At 56.5% G+C, this 23,425-nt stretch carries 19 protein-coding genes and 1 tRNA gene; 16 read left to right on the forward strand and 4 right to left on the reverse strand.

The genetic code is table 11. The annotated features are described in order from the left end of the window. Positions 1-105: 105 nt before the first annotated feature. Positions 106-393: a 4a-hydroxytetrahydrobiopterin dehydratase gene (locus tag LAO21_17180; protein MBZ5554454.1), complete on the forward strand. Its 288-nt coding sequence runs from the start codon at positions 106-108 to the stop codon at positions 391-393. Between the two features lie 11 nt (positions 394-404). On the opposite strand, the gene LAO21_17185 is transcribed toward LAO21_17180, so the two are convergent. Beyond that, positions 405-629: a zinc ribbon domain-containing protein gene (locus LAO21_17185; protein ID MBZ5554455.1), complete on the reverse strand. Its 225-nt coding sequence runs from the start codon at positions 627-629 to the stop codon at positions 405-407. A gap of 260 nt (positions 630-889) precedes the next feature. On the opposite strand from LAO21_17185, the gene hutI reads away from it, so the two are divergent. From hutI to LAO21_17235, 10 genes are all read left to right on the forward strand, one after another. Then, positions 890-2,167, forward strand: a complete 1,278-nt coding sequence (hutI, locus tag LAO21_17190) for an imidazolonepropionase (GenBank protein MBZ5554456.1) — start codon at positions 890-892, stop codon at positions 2,165-2,167. 29 nt (positions 2,168-2,196) lie between these two features. Then, complete coding sequence (gene ftcD, locus LAO21_17195) at positions 2,197-3,735, forward strand: glutamate formimidoyltransferase (protein ID MBZ5554457.1); 1,539 nt, start codon at positions 2,197-2,199, stop codon at positions 3,733-3,735. Next, the gene (locus tag LAO21_17200; GenBank protein MBZ5554458.1) at positions 3,736-4,938 is read left to right on the forward strand and encodes a P1 family peptidase; all 1,203 of its coding nucleotides are present in this window, start codon (positions 3,736-3,738) and stop codon (positions 4,936-4,938) included. Between the two features lie 238 nt (positions 4,939-5,176). Further along, a complete protein-coding gene (locus LAO21_17205) occupies positions 5,177-8,014 on the forward strand; it encodes a prolyl oligopeptidase family serine peptidase (protein MBZ5554459.1) in 2,838 nt (945 codons plus the stop codon). 60 nt (positions 8,015-8,074) lie between these two features. After that, complete coding sequence (locus tag LAO21_17210) at positions 8,075-8,347, forward strand: hypothetical protein (GenBank protein MBZ5554460.1); 273 nt, start codon at positions 8,075-8,077, stop codon at positions 8,345-8,347. A gap of 235 nt (positions 8,348-8,582) precedes the next feature. Then, positions 8,583-10,268, forward strand: coding sequence for an N-acetylmuramoyl-L-alanine amidase (locus LAO21_17215; GenBank protein ID MBZ5554461.1), 1,686 nt, complete (start codon positions 8,583-8,585; stop codon positions 10,266-10,268). A 33-nt stretch (positions 10,269-10,301) separates the two neighbouring features. Further along, positions 10,302-11,000, forward strand: a complete 699-nt coding sequence (locus tag LAO21_17220) for a GerMN domain-containing protein (protein MBZ5554462.1) — start codon at positions 10,302-10,304, stop codon at positions 10,998-11,000. Then, on the forward strand, positions 10,990-11,709 hold the full coding sequence (rph, locus tag LAO21_17225) for a ribonuclease PH (GenBank protein ID MBZ5554463.1): 720 nt from the start codon (positions 10,990-10,992) through the stop codon (positions 11,707-11,709). The genes LAO21_17220 and rph overlap by 11 nt, the downstream gene beginning before the upstream one ends. Before the next feature lie 5 nt (positions 11,710-11,714). After that, complete coding sequence (locus LAO21_17230; protein MBZ5554464.1) at positions 11,715-12,332, forward strand: XTP/dITP diphosphatase; 618 nt, start codon at positions 11,715-11,717, stop codon at positions 12,330-12,332. Positions 12,333-12,452: 120 nt separating this feature from the next. Next, positions 12,453-12,530: transfer RNA gene (locus tag LAO21_17235), tRNA-Pro, on the forward strand. 203 nt (positions 12,531-12,733) lie between these two features. Here LAO21_17235 and LAO21_17240 read toward each other — a convergent pair. After that, positions 12,734-13,558 carry a maleylpyruvate isomerase family mycothiol-dependent enzyme gene (locus tag LAO21_17240; protein ID MBZ5554465.1) on the reverse strand — a complete coding sequence of 275 codons (825 nt, stop codon included), beginning with the start codon at positions 13,556-13,558 and terminating at the stop codon, positions 12,734-12,736. Positions 13,559-14,028: 470 nt separating this feature from the next. On the opposite strand from LAO21_17240, the gene LAO21_17245 reads away from it, so the two are divergent. The 4 genes from LAO21_17245 to LAO21_17260 all read left to right on the forward strand — a co-directional run bounded on the left by LAO21_17245 (position 14,029) and on the right by LAO21_17260 (position 18,925). Next, the gene (locus LAO21_17245; protein ID MBZ5554466.1) at positions 14,029-14,373 is read left to right on the forward strand and encodes a PadR family transcriptional regulator; all 345 of its coding nucleotides are present in this window, start codon (positions 14,029-14,031) and stop codon (positions 14,371-14,373) included. A 115-nt stretch (positions 14,374-14,488) separates the two neighbouring features. Then, positions 14,489-17,179, forward strand: a complete 2,691-nt coding sequence (locus LAO21_17250; protein ID MBZ5554467.1) for an ADOP family duplicated permease — start codon at positions 14,489-14,491, stop codon at positions 17,177-17,179. A gap of 185 nt (positions 17,180-17,364) precedes the next feature. Continuing rightward, entirely contained in the window at positions 17,365-17,607 is a 243-nt protein-coding gene (locus tag LAO21_17255; protein MBZ5554468.1) for a permease prefix domain 1-containing protein, read from the forward strand. Beyond that, positions 17,576-18,925: an ABC transporter permease gene (locus LAO21_17260; protein ID MBZ5554469.1), complete on the forward strand. Its 1,350-nt coding sequence runs from the start codon at positions 17,576-17,578 to the stop codon at positions 18,923-18,925. Before LAO21_17255 ends, LAO21_17260 begins: the two co-directional genes overlap by 32 nt. A gap of 99 nt (positions 18,926-19,024) precedes the next feature. On the opposite strand, the gene LAO21_17265 is transcribed toward LAO21_17260, so the two are convergent. After that, positions 19,025-19,462 (reverse strand): recombinase family protein, encoded by a 438-nt coding sequence (locus LAO21_17265; GenBank protein MBZ5554470.1) that lies wholly within the window; start codon positions 19,460-19,462, stop codon positions 19,025-19,027. Positions 19,463-20,304: 842 nt separating this feature from the next. On the opposite strand from LAO21_17265, the gene LAO21_17270 reads away from it, so the two are divergent. Then, complete coding sequence (locus LAO21_17270; GenBank protein ID MBZ5554471.1) at positions 20,305-20,589, forward strand: hypothetical protein; 285 nt, start codon at positions 20,305-20,307, stop codon at positions 20,587-20,589. 460 nt (positions 20,590-21,049) lie between these two features. On the opposite strand, the gene LAO21_17275 is transcribed toward LAO21_17270, so the two are convergent. Further along, on the reverse strand, positions 21,050-23,308 hold the full coding sequence (locus LAO21_17275) for a DUF11 domain-containing protein (GenBank protein MBZ5554472.1): 2,259 nt from the start codon (positions 23,306-23,308) through the stop codon (positions 21,050-21,052). Positions 23,309-23,425 lie beyond the last annotated feature (117 nt).

Here is a 23,425-nt window from a genome sequence, read left to right on the forward strand (position 1 = left end):
TGGCTAAATTAGCCCAAATGAATGAAAAGCTTGCGCTTCCACCTTCAAGCTCTTACACTAAATGGGTATCCTTACGTAATAATCGGGCTTATGGTTCAGGAGTCTATGACAAAATTATCAATTTCCGAGATTGAAGAGGGATTGAAGGCCCTACCCGGGTGGTCAATACAGGAAGGAAAACTGATCAAACAGTTCGAACTCTCAAGCTTTCCCGACCTGGTATCCTTTGTTGTCAAAATCGGATTCATCGCGGAAGCGGCGGATCACCATCCCGACTTGTTGATCAGTTACAGGCGTCTGACCTTCATGCTCTCGACGCATTCCCTCGGCGGCGTGAGCGATAAAGACGTGGAGCTTGCAAAACAGATTGAAGCGGTCGTCAACCGGTATTAGGCCGCGCTACTTCATTCGTTTCCGCACATTCCGCGTTGAGCCGCCCCGCAACTTCCGCAGGGGCCTTCTTCCAAGCGCGAAGAACCCGACCGCTCCCCCACCACTGCAAACAGAGAGAGCCGTTGCTCCACCTTTGTGCTCTCACAATTCCTGCAAGCCACCTTCTCGGCGGGGTTGAACACCAATTGTTCAAAATTCGATCCACAACTCTTGCATTCATATTCATACATCGGCATATGGCATCTCCCGATCCAATCCCTGGCATCTGCGGCCGTGAACCCGGCTTCGGAGGTCCCCCCACCCCTTGGGCTAGCCCTCGAGAGGCATCCTGTTTGAGGGGCAGGCGGGCGAAGATCCGGGGATCCTGCAAAAATATATTCGGAATACCCGAATGGTTGGGGTATTATTTTTCGTCCCACACATGGCTGATAACGCCTCAACTTCAGCCATTTTAATCAATGGACGGGATTAGTCAACCACCGTATCCCATCACCTCATGCCAGGACAACATTTTCCCAGCCTTTTTATCCACAATGCCGCCCAACTGATCACCCCGGAACTTCAAGACCGGGTTTCCGGCCCAAAGCTGATGCTCCGGATCATTCCTGATGGAGCGGTCCTGATCGAAGAGGGGCAAATCGCCGCCGTAGGAAAAACTGAAGCGGTCCGGAGGGAGGGGGGTTCGGGTTCGGCGATCCCCCTTGATGTTTCGAACTGCGTGATCTCTCCCGGGTTTGTCGATAGCCATACGCACCTGGTATTTGCGGGGAACCGACATGAGGAGTATGAGATGCGCATTCGAGGCGCCAGCTACGAGTCGATTGCCGCATCGGGCGGAGGGATTCGCAACAGCGTTCGGCGGCTGCGCAATGTCAGGGAAGACGAGTTGTTTGAAGCGGCCCGACAACGGTGCGCCCAGTTTTTGCAGTACGGGACGACCACGGTTGAGGCCAAGAGCGGTTACGGTCTCGATCTTGAGAATGAGCTGAAGATCCTGCGGGTGCTCGCTCGACTCAACGCAGACCCCGATGTTTCCCTCGAAATCATTCCGACCTTCCTCGGCGCCCACGAAGTGCCGGACGAGTTTCGAGATCACCCCTCTCGGTATGTCGACCTCATTTGCGAGGAAATGATTCCCCGCGTGACCGACGACCAACTCGCCATGTTTTGCGACGTTTTTTGCGAAACCGGTGTTTTCACCGTCGAACAATCCCGGCGGATATTGACCGCCGCGCAAAGTTTCGGCCTCAGACTCAAGATCCACGCTGACCAGCTCAGCCACAGCGGGGGCGCACGCCTGGCCGTGGAACTCGGCGCGATCTCCGCCGACCACCTGGAACACATCCAAGAGGACGAAGTGGCCCTCCTGGCGGAATCCAAGGTGGTGGCCACCCTGCTCCCGGGGGCTGCATTCCACCTGGGCACCAACCAGTTCGCACCCGCACGAAGGCTTCTGGATGCCGGGGCCCTCGTCGCGCTTGCCACGGACTTCAACCCGGGCACCTCCCCCACCGTCAATATGCAATCGATTCTATCGATCGCCGGGTCATCACTCTGGATGACCCCGTCGGAGTCCTTTGCAGCAGCAACCCTGGGAGGGGCGTGTGCCCTCGGCCATCAGCACCGAATCGGATCAATCCAAGAGGGAAAACAAGCCGATCTTGTGATTTTTGACGTAAACGACTACCGGCTTGTTCCCTATCACTACGGGATGAACAGCGTGCGCGCTGTCGTCAAGAAAGGTCAGCTTCTTTTTGACCATCGGAAAATCTGAAACATCTAAATTCCATCCACGAGGTACACATGAATACCCTGATTGAATGCGTTCCCAATTTCAGTGAAGGGCGCCGGACCGAAGTGGTTGAGGCCCTGATCCAAATCATCCAAAGCGTGGAAGGTGCGACCATCCTCGACAAGGAAATGGATGCCGATCACAATCGAAGCGTCATTACCTTCATTGCGCCCAAAGAAGTGGTGGCCGAAGCGGCATTGCGCGCGGTGGGAAAGGCCGCCGAGTTGATTGACCTGACCCGTCACCAGGGCGCCCATCCCCGCATCGGAGCAACCGATGTGCTTCCGTTCATTCCAATCGAAGGGGTGACCATTGAAGAATGCGTGGCGATTTCCAGGCAGGTCGGCGAGGCCCTTTGGCAACGCTACAAGATCCCTGTCTATTATTACGAGATGGCCGCGACCCGGCCCGATCGTGTCAACCTGGAGAATATTCGCAAAGGCCAGTTCGAAGGCCTTCGGGAAGAGGTGAAGACGAATCCCGATCGCCGGCCCGATGTCGGAGAGGCGGCCTTGCATCCCACCGCCGGCGCGACCGTCGTCGGCACTCGAAAATACCTGATTGCTTACAACATCAACCTCGGGACGAGTGACGTCTCCGTGGCCAAGGCGATTGCGAAGAAGATCCGGTTCTCCAGCGGCGGCTTCCCTTTTGTCAAGGCCATGGGGGTGGATCTGAAGGCCCGGAATCTCGCTCAAGTCTCCATGAACCTCACGGACTTTGAACAAACCCCCATCCATGTTGTCTTCGATGCGGTAACGCGCGAAGCTGCTGCGGCTGGGATTGCTGTCGTCGGGAGTGAAATCGTGGGCCTCGTTCCCAAGAAGGCGCTGGAAATGACGGCCGAGCACTACCTCGAAATCGAGAATTTCAAGCCGGACTTAATCCTCGAAAACCGGCTGGCGGCAGTGCTCGCGGAAAAAAAATCCACCCCAACGCAAACGCCTCCCGCCACGGACCGTCCCCTGCTGGCCGGGTGCGAACCGTTCATCGAGGCGGTGGCGGCCCCCACCCCTGCTCCCGGAGGCGGAAGCGTGGCCGCAATGGCCGCAACTCTGGCCGCGGGTTTAGGTGAAATGGTGGCCGCGCGCTCCAAAGGGAAAAAGGCGGCCGCGGCCTTCGAAGACGAGCTTTCCGCAATTCTCATTGCCTTGGCTCAACTTCGCGTTGAATTGAAACGTGCCATCGACGACGACACGAACGCCTATTCCCTCGTCACAGCCGCCTATAAGCTTCCGAAGGGGTCAGAGGCCGAGAAGGCGGAACGGCAACGCAAGATTGAGGAGGCCTTGAAGCAAGCAACCCAGGTCCCGTTTCACGTCGCCGAGCGTTCGAAAATCGTTCTTGGACACATTCTTCGACTCGAGGCCATTGGAAACAAGAACATGATCTCCGATATTCGGGTTGCCCGTGAAATGGCCCGAACCGCCTTGTTCGGGGCCCTCGAAAACGTCAAGATCAACCTCGACTCCATGGGCGACCGGGCATTTGTTGAGCAGATTGCGAACAAGATCGCCCCACTGGATTCTGCCTTGAAACGGAACGATTAGATGCGGCCCTCAAACAAAGGAATCGGCAGTCCTCGACACGGGCTCACGCCGGTCCCGCTTCTGGGCGTGCTGGTTTCTGCCTGTCTCATTGCGTCTTCTCTTTTCGCGCAGTCCGGCACGAGTGCTCCTTCTGGTTCCCCGCCACGGGCCCGTGCCAGGGATCTCCAGATTGCTCCGGGAGTCTTTCCAACGGGAAAGTGGAACGCCATCACCGATGTAGCGGGTGTTCGTGTCGGCCACACCACCCTTCGGGAGGGTGACAACGTGCGGACCGGGGTGACCGCCATCCTTCCTCCCGGAGGTAATCCTTTCAGGGAAAAGGTCGCTGCAGCAATTTATGTCGGCAATGGATTTGGAAAGCTTCTGGGCTTCACTCAAGTCCAAGAACTGGGAGTTCTTGAAACTCCCATCTTGCTGACCAACACCCTCAGTGTGTGGCAGGTGGCAGAGGCGTTGGTCGACTACATGCTTGCTTTGCCCGGAAATGAAGAGGTCCGGTCTGTCAACCCGGTGGTGGGCGAGACCAATGACGGCTACCTGAATGATATTCGTGGCCGACATGTCACGAGGAAGGACGTCTTCAGTGCCATTCTGGGAGCCAAGAGCGGCCCCGTGGAGGAAGGGAGCGTGGGCGCAGGAACGGGGACAGTTGCCTTCGATTGGAAAGGGGGGATTGGGACGTCCTCGCGAGTCCTTCCGACCGAGAATGGAGGATATACCCTGGGGGTCCTGGTGCAGACCAATTTTGGGGGGCACCTGACGATCGATGGAGTGCCTGTTTGGAGGGTCCTTCAGAAGCCCGGAAACAGCAGGCGCCCGGGAGACGGGAGTTGCATGATCGTCATTGCGACAGACTCCCCTGTTGATGCGCATCAGCTCCAGCGGATTGCCAAGCGCGCCCTGGCAGGCATGGCCCGCACTGGCTCAAGTTTTGCGAATGGCAGTGGTGACTACGTGATTGCCTTTTCAACCACCTCCCGGGTTTCTCCATCTTCAGACAAGGGGTCCACTGGCACCCGGGCGAAGCTTCAAGATGAGGAGTTATCGCCGCTCTTTGAAGCTACTGCCGAGGCCACTGAGGAAGCGATTTACAATTCCCTGCTCGAAGCCACAACAGTGAGAGGCCGGGATGGACACGTGGCTGAAGCGATTCCAATTGAGACATTGAAACAGATCTTGATTAGGCATCATCGAGGGATTTAGCGTTCATTCGCCAGTTGATTTTCGCTCTCAAGGTAAGGAGATCCGATCCGTAACTCAGACGCTTGTAGGAGCGGAATCATCCCGCCCGTTTTCGTGGCCAACGCTGAAAGATTGGGCAGACGAGACGTCCGCGCCCCGGAAGCCACGCGGGTCGCGGTATTTCCTTATCAATTCATCGAGACCACTCGGGAGGACTATGATTCACAGGATTAGACGCCCAATTCGATTTTCATTCCTGATGCTTCTGCTCGCCATAACGATTTGTCCGATTTTCGCCGGTGATGAAACCGCCGGCAAATCTACGGCGACCGCCCCCAAGCCGGAGAAGACTGAGAAGTGGCAGATTGACGACTTCATCATGGCCGAAACGGCAAGCCAATTTGACATTTCCCCGGACGGGAAATGGGTCGCCTGGACGAAAAGTGTGGCTGACAAGGAAAAGGACGGACGGTATTCCAACATCTTCCTGACCAGCCTGACCGAGAAGAAGGAAATTGAGTTGACTCGTGGTAAGGAGAATCATTCCTCTCCCAAGTTTTCTCCTCACGGTCAACTTCTGGCCTTCGTCAGTGCCCGTCCTAATCCGCTGGCGAAAGCCCCCTCCCCGGCCTCGGGTCCCGAAGGTCCGGTCCCCCAATTGTGGTTGATCAATCCCTTCGGCGGAGAACCCTGGGCCCTGACCAGCGGGAATCGAGCGGTGATGAACTTCGCCTGGGCGGATGACGATTCTATTGTCTTTTCGGCGCAAGAAGACCCTGCGCACTATGAAGCATCGCTGAAAGAGAAGAAGGACAACTCCAATGTGGTGGATGATGAGGCCCACGTGGTCCCCGTGCGCCTTTACAGGGTCCAGGTTAAATCGAAGGCCGTCACACGGCTGACCGACAACCGGGACGACCGGATTCAGATGTTCGAACTGTCGCATGACGGCACCAAGGCAGTCGCAGTGATTCAACGCAGCCTGAGCTATATCTACGATGAGCGCATCAAACCTGTGACGTACCTTTACGATCTTGTATCCCCTACACGAAAGCAATTGTTTGGGGAGGAGAAGCTTAACCCGGTGCAGTTCCGGTGGGCGCTCGATGACAAGACACTCTACATTGTCAGTCGCTACTCTTCCGACCCAAAGTATCTTAGTGCGACGATTTCCCGTCTCTACTCATACGACGTGCCGACCGGCAAAACCACCGAGGTGAATCTCAACTGGGAAAACGGCCTGTCCGGTGGGGGCTTAGAGGTCACCCCGGATGGCTTTATCTGCAACCTGGCGAACGGTGCCGTCCACAGGCAGGCTCGTTACACTCGGGAAAACAGCAGCTCAGCATGGAATCGAACTTGGCTCGAAGGGGAGCACGTCGGTCACATCTGGCAAATGACGGCGGGCCGCGATGGCCGTTCTCTGGTGTACGGCTTTTCTACTGCGAGTACGCCCGCGCAATGGTACCGGGCTACGCTCGACGGGTCCCGAATCAGTTCACCCGTTCAAATTACCGATCTGAATCCCAATCTCAAAAAGCGTGTCATTGCCAAATCGGAAATCATCCGATGGAAAGGCGCCCTGGATGAAGAGGTCGAAGGGATTCTCTACTACCCCCATCAATATGAACCCGGCAAGAAGTATCCCCTCCTCTTGATGATTCACGGCGGACCCGCCGGCGCCGACTTTGATTCCTGGAGTCAATCCTTTGCCTATCCGGTCAATCTGATTGCCGAACGCGGGGCTTTTGTCCTAAGACCGAATTATCACGGAAGCTCCAACTATGGCTTGAAGTGGGTGGAGTCGATTTCAGGGGGAAAGTATTATGATCTCGAGGTGCCGGATCTTGAAAAGGGCGTTGACGCCCTGATTGCCCGGGGGTTGGTTGATCCTGACAAACTCGGGACCATGGGATGGTCCAATGGGGCGATTCTCTCGATTGCGCTCACGGTATCGACCGATCGCTATAAGGTGTGCTCCGCAGGTGCGGGCGACGTGGATTGGACCAGCGATTGGGGAAATGCTCACTTTGGTGCCGCTTTCGACAATTACTATTTCGGAAAATCCCCGCTCGAAGATCCCCTGTTGTATATCCGCAAGTCCCCTTTCTTTAAGATGGACCGGGTGAAAACGCCGACAATTATCTTCTTTGGCACCGTGGATACCAATGTCCCCACCGAGCAGGGATGGTTGCACTTCCGGGCCCTCCAGCAGCTCGGTAAGACGGACGTCAAGTTTGTCCTTTTTCCCGGTGAACCGCACGGTCCCCAGAAGTTGTCACACCAGCGCCGCAAGTTGGAGGAGGATGTGGCGTGGATCGATAAATACTTATTCAGAACCACCAAGGAAGCCAACGAGGCATTGAAGCCCGATTCGCCGCTCGCGATCGCTCTCAAGAAGAAGGCCATTAAGAAGGTGGGTGCCCATTTCGGTGAATCCTTCCCGGTTGATGAAAAGAAAGAAAAGACTGCCAGGTCGATCCTGGTGCCCGAGGTTGTCGCGCGCGGGTCCCTGGAGATCGGGAGGTTTGAGGTCACCCGAGCACAGTTTGCCGCCTTCGAAAGGGCCTACGTGTTTGAGCCGGGAACTGAAGACTACCCGGCCAACGACATTCCCTTCGAAAAAGCGAAGGCGTATTGTGAATGGCTCAGTAGAACGACCGGAAGAACTTATCGCCTGCCGACGGTGGAAGAGCTGGAGCCTTTGGCGAGCGCGGCAAAATCGGGAGAAAACACGCTCGACTATTGGGCGGGATATTCCGTCAATCCGGACGACGCCTTGAGGTTGAAAAAGACAATCTCAGAGCTCGGCGCTGAACCCCAAGCTCCCTTGCTGCAAAGAGTCGGAAGTTTTCACCCTGGCGGAAACGAGGATCAGGAATTGATCTTTGACCTCGGAGGGAATGTGGCAGAGTGGGCAATAACCAAGGACGGTGCCGGTAAACCTGTCGGAGGGAGTGCCGACACTCCGAGCGATCCCAAAATCTCGCCAGACCTGAGAAAGCCCTCACCGGCCTATATGGGTTTCAGGGTGGCACGAGGGGTCCCCGCCGAGGTCGTGAAGACGGAGCCGTCTCCATCAGCGGAGACTCCGTAAGCTTGCTGCGTGACGGTTCAGCCTACCCAAACCTCCAACCCTGCGCTATCATGTTTCGCGATGTCAAAAAGGGTGAAGCTGGCCGTCGGGGCCGTCTTTGTTGTGGTGGTGGGAATTATTGTGTATTCCACGATGAATTTGAGCCACTTTGAATGTGAGGTGTGCGTAGAATTCAAAGGCCGGACGTCCTGTCGAACGGCGGCGGGTTCGACCCGCGAAGAGGCGGTCCGGACAGCCACTGACAATGCCTGTGCTGACATCGCTTCCGGAATGACCGATAGTATTGCTTGCGGTCACACGACCCCGACGAGCGTCCGGTGGTTGCGCCAATGACTCTGTCGTTTTCGATGATTTCAACGACGCTGTGCTTCCGATGGGCTCCGGCTGCCTTTCATCCGTACAATCTTTTCGGACCGGAAATTTGGGCTGATGACGGGCCCACCTGGGTTTGGACGCGCTGTGCCACCAGGCTGCATATGCTATATTATTCGAGTTCCATTGGGACAGCTGCCGCGGGCCCTGCGGACGAGCATCGATTAATCACGCCCCGGCACGAAAGCTAAATCTCTTGCAGTTGCTATCCTTTCCATTCTCGAAGGTCCAGGGCGCCGATTCCAGACGATTTCTGATCGCCAGCTCAGAATTTCTTCTCTTCTTTCTGTTGCTGAGCCATATCGGATTCCTCTCGATTGCAGCGGAAAACATCATCCTTTACACAGACACGCAATCCAAGACCCTTCCAGTCATTGCAGTGGAAGGTGAGCGCTACCTTGCCTTACAGGATCTGCTTTCCACCCTGGGGCCGGTTACCGAAGTGGAGAAGAGTGCTTCGGTGTTGCAGATGAAGGTAGGCAAGCATTTGCTCCTGTTCCGGCCGAATTCCACGCTGGTGGTCATCGATGGCATTCTGACCTCGATGGGCGATCCAGCGCTGGTCATGCCGGCAGGATGGATGGTGCCAGTGGATTCGATCTCCAGGATCCTTCCCCGGCTGACGGACCGAAAGGTCACCTTCCGACAGGATGCCTCACGGGCCTTTGTGACCGCCCAGCCGCCCTCGCGTGTTTTCTTTGAGGCCACTAAGGGGATACTCTCGTCTCGCGTGGCCATCCAGGTCACTCAGCCCGTCCCGTTCGACATGAAGCAGGATGGAAAACAGCTCATCATCACCCTGGGCAATCCCCCCATTGATCCGACCGCCGAGAAGCTGAGCTATGCGGACGACCGGATCAAATCCATTGTCTACGATGATGCTGACGCCCGACCCAAGATCCGGATCACACTGTCTTCTCCAAATTTCGATGTAAAATCCTCAACCACCCAGGAGGGACGAATATTCGTGGTGATGGTTTCTCCGGCGCAGCAAATCTCCCCACCCGTTCCCGGCGCGTCGGCTCAGCCCTCCGGCGCGGCTCCACCGGCACCTGCCGCCAATGTTGGACCGGGTGCTAAGAGCCAGGAGAAGACAGCCGTCCTGGCGACGCGCGGAATCCTAAGAATCGTCACAATTGACCCGGGCCATGGGGGCCTGGACAGCGGCTCCCGGGCCGCCAACAATGCGGCGGTCGAAAAGGATGTTGCCCTGGAAATTGCTCAACGGCTGCGCGCCAGCCTCCAACAGCGACTGGGGCTGCAGGTTTATCTGACCCGAGACGCCGATGGGGACGTCTCTTTTGACCAGCGCGCCACCACCGCCAACACGAATCATTCTGATGTGTTCATTTCAATTCACGTCGGTTTCTCACTGGTCCAAAGCTGGAATGGCGCCCGGGTCTATGTCTACTCCCCGATCAAGGAAGTCGCCGCGGCGAATCCGGTTCCTTCGAGTTCAACCCCCATCGAGCAGCGTCCTCCGGAAAAACAGCCGGTGGTGCATCTATACTTCCGGGACTGGACGAAGGCCAATACTGCCAATTTTCAGATGAACCAAGCGCTCGCCGAGCTTGTTGAATCGGAACTGGCCCCGCTTTGGAACCAGGAACCGGCTGCTCCGCGGATTGCAGCCCTCAGGCCTTCAGCGAATGTGGTGATGCCCGCGGTCATGGTGGAACTGGGCAATCTAAATTCAGAGACCGACGTCAAGCAGATGGTTAATCCACAGTTTCAAGCCCGGATTGTTTCAGCCATTGCCAATGCCATCCAGCGGTTTAAGCCAGTTTATGAAGCTCAGCCCGGCTCTGCTCTTCCGACTCCAAAGCCGAAGGCCGGCCCTGACGTCCGGCCGGGCAAGGGGGAGAAGGGTCCCCCGCGATAACATTTTTGGATGACCTCGAAAGTCGGTCGATAGATGTGGCGATACTTTAAAATCATCATGGTGTCAGCCTTGCTGGTGGCAAGCGTCGTGGGACTCTATTATTTCCGGGGCTTCTCGCGAATTGTCGAATTGTTTCGCCGCGAGAGCGCCCAACCCACCAAACCCTTTCAACCCGCTTCGACGCTGCTGATCAAGCCGGCAGGATCGGTGCCGGTGAAGCTGTATTTTCCATCCCTCGCCAGACCGGGGATGTTGGAGGAGGAAGATGCGGAGATCCGCGCTTCGGAGTTGGCACAGAACCGGGCCAAGCAGATCATCTTAAAGCTGATCGAAGGTTCGAAGAAGAGCTCCGGCCGCACAATCTCTCAGGAAACCGTCCTGAAGGAACTGTTCCTCACTTCCGATGGGACCGCCCTGGTTGATTTTTCAGGGGCCATCCAGAAGAACCATCCCGGCGGGATCGAATGCGAATTACAGACCATCTATTCGGTGGTCGATTCCTTGACGGTCAACATCCCCACCATCCGGCGGGTCCGCTTTCTTATTGATGATACCGAGGTGGACTCCCTGGTGGGGCATTCTGACTTGGCGCAGGCCTTCACCCAGGACCTTAACTACGTGGTGAGGTCCTCGGCCGCCATTCCGGCAGCGGGTTCCCCTGTTCCTGCTGCACCCCCTCCCGCGCCGGAGCAAAAGGAAGACCCACAAAGGAGATTAAAGAGTGCGCACTGATCACCGGGCGAATGATGCTTTGCGAGACGTCACTATCGTCCCGAATTACATCCAGAATGCTGAAGGGTCCGCGTTGATTTCAGTAGGACGAACGCGGGTCATCTGCACTGCGTCCGTTGAGGACACGGTGCCACAGTTTTTGCGGGGTCAAGGCAAGGGATGGATTACGAGTGAGTACGCCATGTTGCCGCGCGCCACATTAACGCGCACCCCCCGCGAGGTCACTCGCGGGCGCCCTTCCGGGCGCACTCACGAGATTCAACGATTGATCGGGCGCTCGCTGCGCAGTGTGGTAGAATTGAGCCGACTCGGAGAGAGAACCGTTTACATTGACTGTGACGTCATCGAGGCTGACGGCGGCACGCGCACCGCGTCCATTACCGGGGCCACGGTGGCTCTGGCTGTGGCCCTGAAACGGCTGTGCGATGAAAAGCGATTGGAGACCACCCCGTTGAAGGAGATGGTGGCGGCCACAAGCGTCGGCTTGATTCGCGGTAAAGCGATGCTGGATCTCGATTACAGTGAAGACAGCACCGCAGAGGTGGACATGAATGTGGTCATGACCGGAGGCGGCCGGTTCGTGGAGGTTCAGGCCACCGCCGAAGGACGCCCTTTTGAGAAGGAACAAATGAACCAACTGCTCTTGCTGGCGGAAGTCGGCATTCAACAACTGATCGAGATGCAAAAGAAGGCGATCCAGAAGGCGTAACCCCCATGACCTCTGTTGAAAAGACCAGGCTTTTTTTGGCGACCACCAATGACGGTAAGATCCGGGAGATTCAACACGCCCTGGACGAGTTGCCGGTCGCCTTTTCCACCCTGAAAGACATCAAGGATGCTGAAATCTGTGCCGAGGAAAAACCGACGGTTTTGGAGAACGCCATCTACAAGGCATTGCATTACAGCCGTTATTCGGACGCCCTGACCCTGGCGGACGACACCGGGCTTGAAGTCGATGCCCTCAGTGGCGCCCCCGGCGTTCATTCGGCGCGGTACGCGGGCGAACATGCCGGCGACCCGGAAAACATTGAAAAGCTCCTGCAGGCCCTCGTGGGGGTTCCGGAGGAGAAGCGGGCGGCGCGGTTTGTTTGCGTGATGGCCATGGCCTTTCGAGGCCGCTTGATCAAATCGTTTCACGGCCATTGTGATGGACGCATCCTCGAGACACCGCGGGGAACAGGCGGGTTCGGATACGATCCAGTCTTCCTCATTCCCTCCATCAATAAGACGTTCGCCGAACTCACTACCGAGGAAAAGAACAAGATCAGCCACCGCGGGAAGGCCCTGGAGAGGGTGCACGACTATTTCTTGTACGCCACCGAAACCGCTTAACTACCCTTGCCTGCCGGATCCCGGCTATGACGGCGGACCTGACCCAGGACCATTTTCAAGACCATTTTCAAGGAATTGACAACCCGCAGAAACTCTTGTAGCTTGATGTTCTGAGGCGTACGGGGCGTAGCTCAGCCTGGCTAGAGCGCTTGCTTTGGGAGCAAGAAGTCGGAGGTTCAAATCCTCTCGCCCCGACCAAACCCTTCCCCGCATTTTTCTCATGCTCAATCTTTTGTGAGCCGAGCCTTGTGATGCTCAAGACGACGGAGATCCTTCTGCCGGGGACTTCTTTCAGACCCAGGCCGCCGTGTCGGCCTTAAACCAACACGGTTTCTCGACACCGACTCAAGGAGCGTCACACAGGGAAAACCCCGCCTGTTGGGTTCTTGCTGGATTGCGGTTTATGCCACAATCGAAATCATACCCAGGATGTGAAGTCCCAGGCTAGTGTCCCCGCTCACTTTTACATGCGACATGGCAGAGTCCCGGTCAATCCCTTTCGTGAAGATCCGCCATGCAATCTCCTGCGGAATCGTCGTATCTGAAACCCTTTCCCCGATGGGTGTCTGTGCAAGCCTCCAGCTCTCGCCCTCGCGATAGAGATACCAGTTTCCACCGCACTCCCCCGAAACATTAAATTGAGCGTATGTTCCCGCTCTTGCGGTTCGCGTGCGATAGGTGAATGGCAGGGCGCGCATGAAACAGTCCAGGACCGGAAAGTAGAACTCGGGGGTCATGATTCCCGGCTTGTCGACGGCCAGCCGGATCTGCTGCTGGTGGTGCCATCGCTCGGTGAATTCGCGGGCGGTATTGAACCAGTTTGCGGACCGCTCTTCACCGGCCCAACTCACGGCGATCGGTGAGGTCGCAAATGGATCCAGCGAGGCGTGGAATTCGCTGAGTAACCCGGAGGCGACTTCGATCATGGAAATCAAAACACCGGGACTCAGCCGGCGATAAAAACTGACGCCTTCCTGATTTAAACGGTTAATGAAAGCCGCCAACTCCTCGTTCGAGGTGATTTTGGCTGTCTCGTGGAAATGCCCGTCACGGCCCATGGAGACGCCTCGAAGTGCAGTATCGAGCAGATGCGCTGTGACGTCTTTGATCTTCCACTTGGGCGCCAGGGTCTGCTTCTCCCAGTCCCCAGGGCTGAGAGAGCGAAGTAATTCGACCAGCATTCGTTCGAGCTTTGGAAACAAAGGGACGGTGACGATGGGTTTCACGGACTCCATTGGATCATTCATTCCTGCATTCTATCCTTGGATGGCGTCTTCTTTCAAATCTGCTGAGGATGAGACCATTTAGCGACAGCAAAGAGGCCGGACTTGGGGAGCATTGTGACTCGCGGTTCTGCCGCCCATCTCGCCTTGCGGGACCAAAAAGCTCCGCCTTTTCGGCTCACCCGAAACCTTTGATCCCCTTGACCCGCCGCTGAATTCAATTTCACGGGAAAGGGCGAATGCCGTCAGAACCATGAAACCATTTTCCCGAAATGCCCTCCGCCATCTCCGGTGAATGAAAAACAGTCCTGTCTCCAATCCCCTGTGGTGTGCCTCACACAACCCTCCCCGCGGGTGTACGTCGATGGGGGCCAAATGTCTTCTGGCCTACCCCAAAAATGATCTCCCCATTTTTCTATTGCTTTCCCATAGGAACGGTGGCACTCTTACTATTGGAACCCAATAGGAGGAGTATGAGCGATAAAACAGAGGTCTGGCAGGGAACCCTGGCCCTGATGATCCTGAAGACCCTCGAAGCGATGGGACCGGGGCACGGTTACGGGATTGCCCGCCGGATCGAGCAGACGAGCGGTAATCTCCTGGTGGTGAATTACGGGACCATTTATCCGAGCCTTCTGAAACTGGAGCAGGAGGGCTACATTGACTCCGAGTGGGGCATGTCGGATAACAACCGCAAGGCTAAATATTACCGCCTCACCCGGGCCGGACGTAAGCACGTGGAGAAGGAAGCGCAGGATTGGGAACAAGCGACGGCCATCCTCGCACGATTCCTGGCGCCAGGGGAGGAGCACTCTTGAGACGACGGCGCGCTGCGGAAGGAGTAAAGCGTGGGGCGGACGTCCCCGTCCGCGCCTTTTAGGAGAAGCTAGGGCAGACGAGGACGTCTGCCCCACATGACAACGAAGGAGTCTCATGAGACGACTGCGCGCCTGGCTTCTGCGACTCGGTGGTGCGTTCAACAAGGAACGGCGTGACCGGGAATTAGCCGAAGAGCTGGAAAGCCATCTCCAGATGCATATCGAGGACAACCTGCGCCGCGGGATGACCCCAGACGAAGCACGGAGGCGGGCGCTGGTCAAGTTGGGCGGCCTGGAGCAAACGAAAGAGCGTTACCGCGAACGATGGGGGCTGCCGCGGCTCGAGACGGTCTGGCAGGACGCACGCTTTGGCCTGCGAATGATGCGCAAGACTCCCGGTTTCACCGCTGTCATCGTCCTCACTCTCGCGCTCGGCATCGGGATCAACACGGGCATCTTTCAGATTTTCAACGCGCTCGCTTTACGCCCGCTGGAGTTGCCCGGGTCGCAACGGGTCCTCACTTTGTACCAAACCTTCCATCTGAATCAGGGACCGATGCATCGAAACGTCCACGGCTCAGAAAACTTATTCTCGTATTACGAATACATGGAGTACCGGAACCAGAACCACGTTTTTTCCGGTTTGCTGTCCTACGCCCCATTCGTAGAGGTGACATTGGGTGGCGAGCGATCCCGTCAGCTCCTCGGTACCCTGGCGTCGTGCAACTACTTCGACGTGCTGGGTGTGCGACCTGTGCTGGGACGGACTTTCATCGAGTCCGATTGTGCTCAAACCGGTAATGGCGCCGTTGTCGTTCTCAGTGATGAGATGTGGCGCAACGCCTTCGCCGCAGACCCGGCTGTCCTTGGAAGGACGGTTTCGCTCAACCGCGTCCCCCTGACGATCATTGGAGTCACCCCTCGTGGCTTCGAGGGAACCGAGGCGACGCCATCCACATTCTGGACACCGCTCACCATGCAGCCGGTTATTTATCCGGGCCGGGTTGAGCAGGGGGACATGCTGGCGGATGACAATTTGAGCTGGCTGCAACTGATGGGACGCGTCCGCGGCGACTTCTCAAACAAACAGGTCCTGGCTGACCTGAGGGTTATCGCGGCCCGACTGGACGGACGGCATCCCGGGTTTGACACGAAGATCGCCGTCGCGAATTCCACCCTCTTCGTCCGGCCTGAGGAGCATCACCTCATGATCGGCGGCGGGGTTGTGATTCTCTGTGCGGTGGGGCTCGTTCTACTCATCGCCTGCGCGAATGTGGCGAGTCTGCTGCTCGCTCGGGCCGCCGCGCGGCGGCGGGAGATCGCGATTCGTCTTGCCACGGGCGCCCGCCGTGGCCGCCTGGTTCGCCAGCTCCTGACCGAGAGTCTTTTGCTCGCATTGCTCGGAGGCGTGGCGGGTTCCCTCTTGGCATTCTGGTCTTTCGATAGAATATTGAAGTTCACGCTCTTGCACCTGCCCGAAGATCTCCCCACCCTCAATCTGACGATCGCCCCCGACCTCCGCGTTCTGGCCTACATTCTAGTCCTCACGTTGCTCGCGGCAATCGCGTTTGGCCTCGCGCCCGCGTTCGAAGCCTCCCGCATGGACCTGTCTACACAACTCAAGGATGAGGGCGCGGACCTACAGGGCAATCAACCTCTCGGCGCGTTGTTGCGACGTTCGCTTGTAGGATTGCAGATAGCGGTCTCAATGGTCCTTCTGCTCACTGCCGGGCTTCTGCTTCGAGGCCTCTACCGGGCGCAGACCATCGATCCCGGCTTCTCCCTCGAAAACATCACAGCGGTCTCCTCCGATCTTGCGGGTCAGGGCTACTCCGGGGAACGCGCCGCGGCTTTCAGAAGCGAGCTGATCAACCGTCTTTCCGCGCTACCGGGGGTGGAAGACGTGGCACAAGCTTCGGTTTTCCCCCTGGGCAACTCGCACCAAGTCACCCAAGGTTCCATTCCAGGCCATGAGGGAGGCCGAAGGGTTGAATTAAACGCTGTCTCCCGGAATTTCTTCGCCACCATGGCGATTCCAATCGTCCGCGGCCGGACCTTTAGCAATGCCGAGGTTCAGACCGATGCCAAGGTCGTCATCGTGACGGAAGCTGCGGCGCGGCTTTTCTGGCCGGGTGAAGACCCGGTCGGCCAACGGCTCATGATTTACAATCCCGTCTATGAAGTCATCGGCGTTGCAAAGGACGCTCAAGTCTCGCATCTCGGTGAAGCCCATCCCAACTATCTATATCTCCCCGCAGGGGGAGACAAGCTGGCACAACTCCATTTGCTGGTTCGCACTGCCGGAGCCGGCGCTTCGCTGAAAGAGATGCGCTCCGCCGTTCGAGAGCTCGATCCTCAACTCTCGGCCGATGTGGTGCGCCTCGAAGACTATCTTGAGTTCTGGCGCGCCCCGGCACGCGTGGCGGCTGGTTTTTCTGCGGCATTGGGCATGTTGGCCCTTCTGCTGGCATCCGCCGGCGTGTATGGGACGGTCAGTTTTGCTGTCAGTCGCCGCATCCGCGAAATCGGAATTCGCATGGCCCTCGGAGCGGACGGCCAGGATGTCTTGCACCTCATCCTTCGACAGGCCATGCGCCCGGTCTTAATAGGCGCCGCTGTCGGCATCACGGTGTGCGCCGGGGTGTCCTGGGTTCTTTCAAATATACTCTTTGGCCTCAGTAGTCTCGATCCTATCGCCTTTTTCGCTATACCGGCGTTTCTGCTGGCTGTGGCCTTGCTGGCAAGCTACGTTCCTGCCCGCCGAGCCTGCCGCGTGGATCCGATGGTGGCATTGAGGTACGAGTGAGGAGTGACCGGTGGCGAATGGCAAGTGATGGGATCGAATTTGGAGGTCAGAAGTCTGAGGTCAGAAGTCGGAGGTCAGAAGTAAGAAGTCAGATGCTAGGAACCAATTGGCGTTTTCCGACCTCTGACTTCTGACCTCTGACTTCAAAGGGCAGTTGACAATATCAGTTCCAGAGAGAGTCACTCATGCGACAACTACGTGCGTGGTTCCGGCGGCTGGCCGGTTTGTTCAACAAAACTCGGCGTGATCACGAGCTGGCCAGCGAACTCGAATCCCATCTACAGATGCATATCGAAGACAATCTTCGATCGGGCATGATTCCTGCGGAGGCTCGCCGGCAGGCCATCCTCCGGCTGGGTGGCATCGAGCAAGTGAAAGAGCGGTATCGGGACCGTCGTGGAAGCGCCGACTTATCCCCTCCAGCCTGACTGGCGGGTATTTGCCTACCTTACTGTGATGACCATGCTGGCCGGGTGTATCGCGGGGTGGGCACCCGCGCTCGAATCTTTGAAGGTCAATCTCCTGGCATCCTTGAGCGGTAGTGAGAGTGTGTTCGGTCCCGGGACGACACGATGGCGGGCGGGAGATATCCTGATTGCCGCACAAGCAGCCATAAGCGTCGTCCTGCTCGCAATCGCTGGACTCTTTATGCGCGCCCAATACACGATGATTAACGCGGACCCGGGATTTGAGAGCAAGCAGCTGCTCCTGGTTCCATTGGAGATGGATTCGGCGGAGTTTTCGTCGGGTTCTGCTGCCTCATTTTACCGCACCCTGGAACAACGTGTGCGAGCCATACCGGGTGTGCGAGCAATTTGCTATGCCAGTTCGCCTCCGGGTTCGAGCGGGGATGAAGCCGCTATGGAACAAGTCAAGCTCCCGGGTCAAGCGGAAGGATCTGAAAAACTCGCCGGCGTCAATTCCGTGTCACCGGATTTCTTTGAGACCTTCCGAATCCCGATCGTTGCCGGGCGGAAGTTCCGTGAATCAGACGCCGCTTCTCTGGACTCCTCCTCTGCGATCATCGCCTCTGAAACCTTGGCCCGAACATTCTGGCCGGGTGAAGACGCACTGGGCAGGGTGATCGAAGATGCCAGGGGCGGCCGGCTGCGGGTGGTGGGCATCGCACGTGATACGAGGTCCGAATTGGGCGCCCTGGATGGACCTCGCTTCTACCGTCTGTGGATACCTCAAAGCTCCGGCTACTCCTTAATGGTCCGGTTTGTGGGCGCGGCCCGTCCGTCTGCAGAGGTGGTCAGAAACGTGATCAGGGACCTGGATCACGAAATGCCGGCCTGGCCCCGGACACTTCGCTCGTTGCGGGAGGAAGTGGTTGCGAGGTTTTGGGTGGTTGCCCGAATGATTCTATTTCTTGGCGTGGTGGCCTTGGCCCTCGCGGTCATCGGCGTGTATGGCGTGGTCGCTCTTACCGTAAGCCGGCGGACGAAGGAGATCGGCATCCGCATGGCGCTGGGCGCGACCTCGGACCATATCTTTCGTCTGGTTCTCGGCTCGGGCGCCAAGCCGCTTCTCTCCGGATTAGTGGGAGGATTGATCTTGGCTCTGATCGGGGCAATGGCGATGGCCCGGGTGTTACGAGACCTGCCCGTCCCCCTTGAGGCATGGGACCCGCTGGTCTATTTGGCGATTTCAACAGCGGTGTCAGGCTCCGCGATGATGGCCTTGTTCGGGCTTGCCCAGTGGTCGAAGAAAGTCGATCCGATGGTGGCCCTGAGGTATGAATAGGAGTATAGATTGGCAAGGAACTGGAATGAAGTCAGAGTCCAAACATTTTCGAGATCGAAAATGACGATAGCCTCCAATTCGACTCGAGGAGGGATGACCTCACACCAAATCGAAGAGCCGCTGCCTGCGAACGGCCCAATCCTCGCTGGAGAGGATCCGAGGACCGACCTCAATCAATCGTGGCAGCAGATTGAAGACGGAGACAGGACTCCATTTCACGCCTTGTCGAGTGCGGAATCCCTGACCATTGAGTTCATCCGCCACCTGTGTCAGGTTCTTATCCAGGACGATTAATTCCATTGTCCGCAACAGGATCAGCTTTTCGGTCTGTTCTTCTTCGAGCGTCACACAATCGCTTCCCACTTTGAGGCCAAAGGGAACCTCACCACTCAGGACACCCGTCTCCCGCTCTTCCCTTGAGGTCTCACGCTCCCATTCAACAGCCACCAGCTTCCAGCCCGCATCCGTCTTCCGGCGTATGAGTTCCTCAGTCGGAGGAGCGGAGACGACTTCCCGGACCCGTTCGACCTTTGCCATAATCCCTCCCTGCTGTTTTGACCTGGTCTCAGACCTTCCGAGCAGAGTCTCTAAGGCCTATTGTTGAAATCCACTAGCTTGGTCAGTTGGCCCGGCCGTACAGCCCACGACGATGGACCACGTCTGCCTCGCTTCGACGAGAGTCGGGACACTGATCCTCTTAAGAATGAACACAGATTGGTCGAGCAAATTCCGTACCATTCGCATCCTGAGAAATGAGATTGAATTAATGAGGGTTAGTAGAGATTTCCAAATAGCATCTCGCCTCGCGATGTCCAATTGTGGGATTTCCACTCCCAATATCGGCCAATGGAAGGCCTCGATTGGGAATTATTAAGTAGCGACTCGTCCTGCAATATTCAGTCTGCTTTGACCAGAGCCAAACAATCACCATGGGGATTGCCTACTGCTCCATGTAGAGTGTGTGAAACCTCAGGACATCTGCTCCAATCGGTTCGGCTAGCGGCATTACTGATTGGAATGTCTACTTTGACTTTTTGGCCTTCTAGATTTAAGGCCGACTACCATCCCCCTATTTAAGGTTCTAGGGAGGGTTCTACGATCTTCAGCGTTTTCAGATAGGGGGCTCCTGCTTGGGGGAAAACGCTCTGATTGTCACCATTCTAATTGTCAAATAGAAACATGTGTTTCATAAACAAACATCAACAATAGTAGCGAATCATTAATGAACATCAAGACTGCCAATAAATAACAACAAATAAACTATAATAACATTATTATCAATACATTATACTGTTTTTTTTGGATTGGCAAAACGGTTGCTGTAGTAAGTGCGTATCGTGAGTTTGAGGGATTGGAACAAAGGAGACAGGGGAGGATATATGATGAACGAAAGGGTAGCTCAACTGCTGGTCAATGACATCATGAAGTCCTATTGGGATTCCCGGGACATCCATAAGTCCGATGATTTCGTTACCACTGAGAAATTTGTAAAAAACCTAAGCGACCTTCAACTCCAGCTCGAGTTCGCCCTCTACTTCCTCTGCGGGTACGAAAAGAAAGACATCTCCAAATTTCTTCGCAGAAACAAGACCCGAGTTGAGCGAGAAATCAGTCGGATGCAGGAAATGTACCTGTTGCTGGTCAGGCCTCGAGGGAATGCATAGTGCTTCGACGGACAGTAGGAAACCCGACTGACCCCAGGCAATTGAGGTCCCACATTTCGTATTGCAAGACAACGACTCACAGGAATTATCTGAACCGGGCCAAGAATTTGAAGTTTAAGGAGTTCTAAAAGAAGAATCCTCTCCAAAGATCCTGCCACAACATCCCTTCCACCCTACGGCCCCGCTTAGGCGGGGCCGCTGCCTTTAGGAGCTACGGCGCAGTTTTTTCATCAATAGCTTATTCCTAGTTGCGAAATTAGGGGTTCTGTTGGCGAGCTAAGGTCGGAAAAGGGCCGCGAAGATGGTTGAGGGAGTCGACGAGGGATCCTTTTCCCGTCCCCGTCTCGCACGGAAGGACACCTGGCGACCCGATTAAGCTGTCGAGTCAGATTGCTATGAATGCATCCCAGTCCTTGACTCTCTGAGATCTCTCGCCCCAGGCATGAGGGGGGGGAGTGGCCTATCGCGGATTGGATGGAACCTTTTTCCCGAAGCTCAGAGGGGTTCCATCATCGCTAAACAAATTAAGAGTCGATATAGTAGAACCGGCCGTATTGAGCAAGATGAATTCGGTGCGAAATCCGCCTCCATCTGCAATCTGCGGGAAGATGATAGGGGCGGGGGCAGCCGCATTGGCGTCTGCGATGGGAAACGTAGTCAGGAGAAAGTCACCCCGGGAATTTGTCAGGGAACGCAGGGTCAGGGCAACGAATGGAACAGGGGACGTGATATCCAGAACTCCGGTAAAACCAGCCGGAAGGGACGGGATGATTTCATTAATGAATTTCGCGTCATGACCATTACCCTTCAAATCCACAATGCCGCTTCCCAATTGAACGGCGCCGTCAGGCTGAAAGGCCGTGACTTTCACTTGAAAGGGCACACTGCTGGGTGAGGCAAGGGCCAATCCCGTGTTGTGACCTTCGGATTGATCAATGAAGATATGGGCATGCGTCGTAGGAACTGCCGGCGGAACTCCTGATTCGGTGACCAGCGTTCCCGCCGGCGTGAAGCTCACTAGGGCCTGTCCAGCCGGGGTATTCGTCCCGATCCTCGGAGTGATTTGAACCGAACCGGTATTAATAATGTCAGGCGCGCCATCGGTCGACAAGATGTAGGCTGCGAAGGGTAGAATGGAGTAGGTGAATGTCGAACTTACGCCGGGCGGATCTCCTACCCGATGTATCCCTAGCGGAGCCCCCTTGTTATCCAGGATTTGAACGGTCCCGGTTTCGGTAGCATTGGAGGGGTTCATGAGGACCACGGAGGTGGTAAATCCCCCGCCATCGGCGAGCTGCGGAAAGAAGAGGGGTCCAGCCGTTAAGGGTTTGGTCAAGTCTGCCACGGGCGTCGTTGTGAAGAGCGATTCCCCCCGCTGATTTGTGGTCTGCCTCAATGCCAGGATTGAGACCGGCTGATCGCTGAAAATCTCCAGCACCCCGAACTTAATGTCAGTTGGAAAATTCTGGGGCAAGACAAACCCTGGCGCGAATTCGCTGAGCTGGTTCATAAATTTAGCGATATGAGTCCCAGGGAGAAGTACGCCGCCCCCGAATGCCAAAAGTGCCCCGCTCGAATTGTTCAAATCAAAAAAGACGTTCGCCTGAGACGCCCCGGTGTTCACGATGGCGATCCCGGTATTGATGTCGAGCGCTCCGACGTCTGCAGTATTGGATTTGGTGGCGACCCCCAACCGATAGTCGACGAAGATTTCTGCGTCGGTGGTTGGAGGCGAAGCGGGGACACCTACCTCACTGATCACCAAGCCGTTCTGGGCAACGCTGAATACCGCGATCCCATAGGGGGCGCTCACCACGCTGGGATCCCCACCTCCATGGACCGCCTTCTCGGAACTCAAATCCAGAGTGGCGTACCCGGTATGTACAATCCGGTCCGCCCCGGTCGTGGACGCCGTACTGGCCCCCGCGGCAGGGAGAAGGAGGTCAATCTGAGAATTCCCTACCCCGGGTGGAGTCTGTGTCAGCGTGAAAACTAGGCCGGCGATCGTCAATTTGGCGGTGCGCGGTGTGGAGCCAGCGCTTGGTAACACCGTATAGCCCACCGTCCCGTTCCCCACCCCGGAGTTTCCTGAAATAATTACGACAAACGGGGAGTTGCTAACCGCTGTCCATGGACACGTCGAGGGCGTCGTCACGACCACGCTGTTGTCCCCCCCACTCGAGGTAAACGTTCTGCTGGTTGGTGTAAGCCGGGTGGGATTGGAGATGGCGACTGAAGCAGTGCTCTGATTATTACTGGGGTCAGGATCAATGAATGGATTCGGATCGCTACTTGAGGAACCGATGGAGGCATTGTTGAGCAGGACAATACCATCGGCCAAGGCACACCCCACGGTAAGAGTCAGCACAACGAGGCTCGGTCCACCCACCTGCAACGATTGATTCACGCAAATGATCGTGGTGGTGACCCCCACCGGGGGGGGTGCGCATGCCCAACCCGGAGGAGCGGACAGGGCGCGAAAAGAGGTGTTGTCCGGCATGGGAATAGTAAGAATGACGTTGGGTGCGGCCGACGGTCCCCGATTAGAGATAGAAACGACAAAATCAAAATTGGAGGCCGTGACTGCCGGATTGGATGAGACAGCGGATGAGATCAGCACATCCGCACTCGGGGCCTGTGCCATCGTAACAGTTAGACTAGTGAAATGACACAAGAGCGCAAAAACAGCCAGTTCGACCCAAGTCAGAAGACGACTCATATGCCGACAATTCTCTTTATTTTGGTTCATGTTCCTTACCTCCGACGTGTTTGACTCCGCACTGGCAGATGAGCGGATCATTCCCAGCCTGCATCCGTTCATCAGGGATTATCGGGG

The organism is Terriglobia bacterium (assembly GCA_020073085.1).
Lineage (GTDB): Bacteria > Acidobacteriota > Terriglobia > JAIQFV01 > JAIQFV01 > JAIQFV01.

Bases quoted from the DNA above. Each gene is read 5' to 3' on its own strand.
- LAO21_17180 (MBZ5554454.1), top strand. From the start codon at position 106: ATGACAAAATTATCAATTTCCGAGATTGAAGAGGGATTGAAGGCCCTA.
- LAO21_17185 (MBZ5554455.1), bottom strand. From the start codon at position 629: ATGCCGATGTATGAATATGAATGCAAGAGTTGTGGATCGAATTTTGAA.
- hutI (MBZ5554456.1), top strand. From the start codon at position 890: ATGCCAGGACAACATTTTCCCAGCCTTTTTATCCACAATGCCGCCCAA.
- ftcD (MBZ5554457.1), top strand. From the start codon at position 2,197: ATGAATACCCTGATTGAATGCGTTCCCAATTTCAGTGAAGGGCGCCGG.
- LAO21_17200 (MBZ5554458.1), top strand. From the start codon at position 3,736: ATGCGGCCCTCAAACAAAGGAATCGGCAGTCCTCGACACGGGCTCACG.
- LAO21_17205 (MBZ5554459.1), top strand. From the start codon at position 5,177: ATGCTTCTGCTCGCCATAACGATTTGTCCGATTTTCGCCGGTGATGAA.
- LAO21_17210 (MBZ5554460.1), top strand. From the start codon at position 8,075: ATGTCAAAAAGGGTGAAGCTGGCCGTCGGGGCCGTCTTTGTTGTGGTG.
- LAO21_17220 (MBZ5554462.1), top strand. From the start codon at position 10,302: ATGTGGCGATACTTTAAAATCATCATGGTGTCAGCCTTGCTGGTGGCA.
- LAO21_17230 (MBZ5554464.1), top strand. From the start codon at position 11,715: ATGACCTCTGTTGAAAAGACCAGGCTTTTTTTGGCGACCACCAATGAC.
- LAO21_17245 (MBZ5554466.1), top strand. From the start codon at position 14,029: ATGAGCGATAAAACAGAGGTCTGGCAGGGAACCCTGGCCCTGATGATC.
- LAO21_17250 (MBZ5554467.1), top strand. From the start codon at position 14,489: ATGAGACGACTGCGCGCCTGGCTTCTGCGACTCGGTGGTGCGTTCAAC.
- LAO21_17255 (MBZ5554468.1), top strand. From the start codon at position 17,365: ATGCGACAACTACGTGCGTGGTTCCGGCGGCTGGCCGGTTTGTTCAAC.
- LAO21_17265 (MBZ5554470.1), bottom strand. From the start codon at position 19,462: ATGGCAAAGGTCGAACGGGTCCGGGAAGTCGTCTCCGCTCCTCCGACT.
- LAO21_17270 (MBZ5554471.1), top strand. From the start codon at position 20,305: ATGATGAACGAAAGGGTAGCTCAACTGCTGGTCAATGACATCATGAAG.
- LAO21_17275 (MBZ5554472.1), bottom strand. From the start codon at position 23,308: ATGAGTCGTCTTCTGACTTGGGTCGAACTGGCTGTTTTTGCGCTCTTG.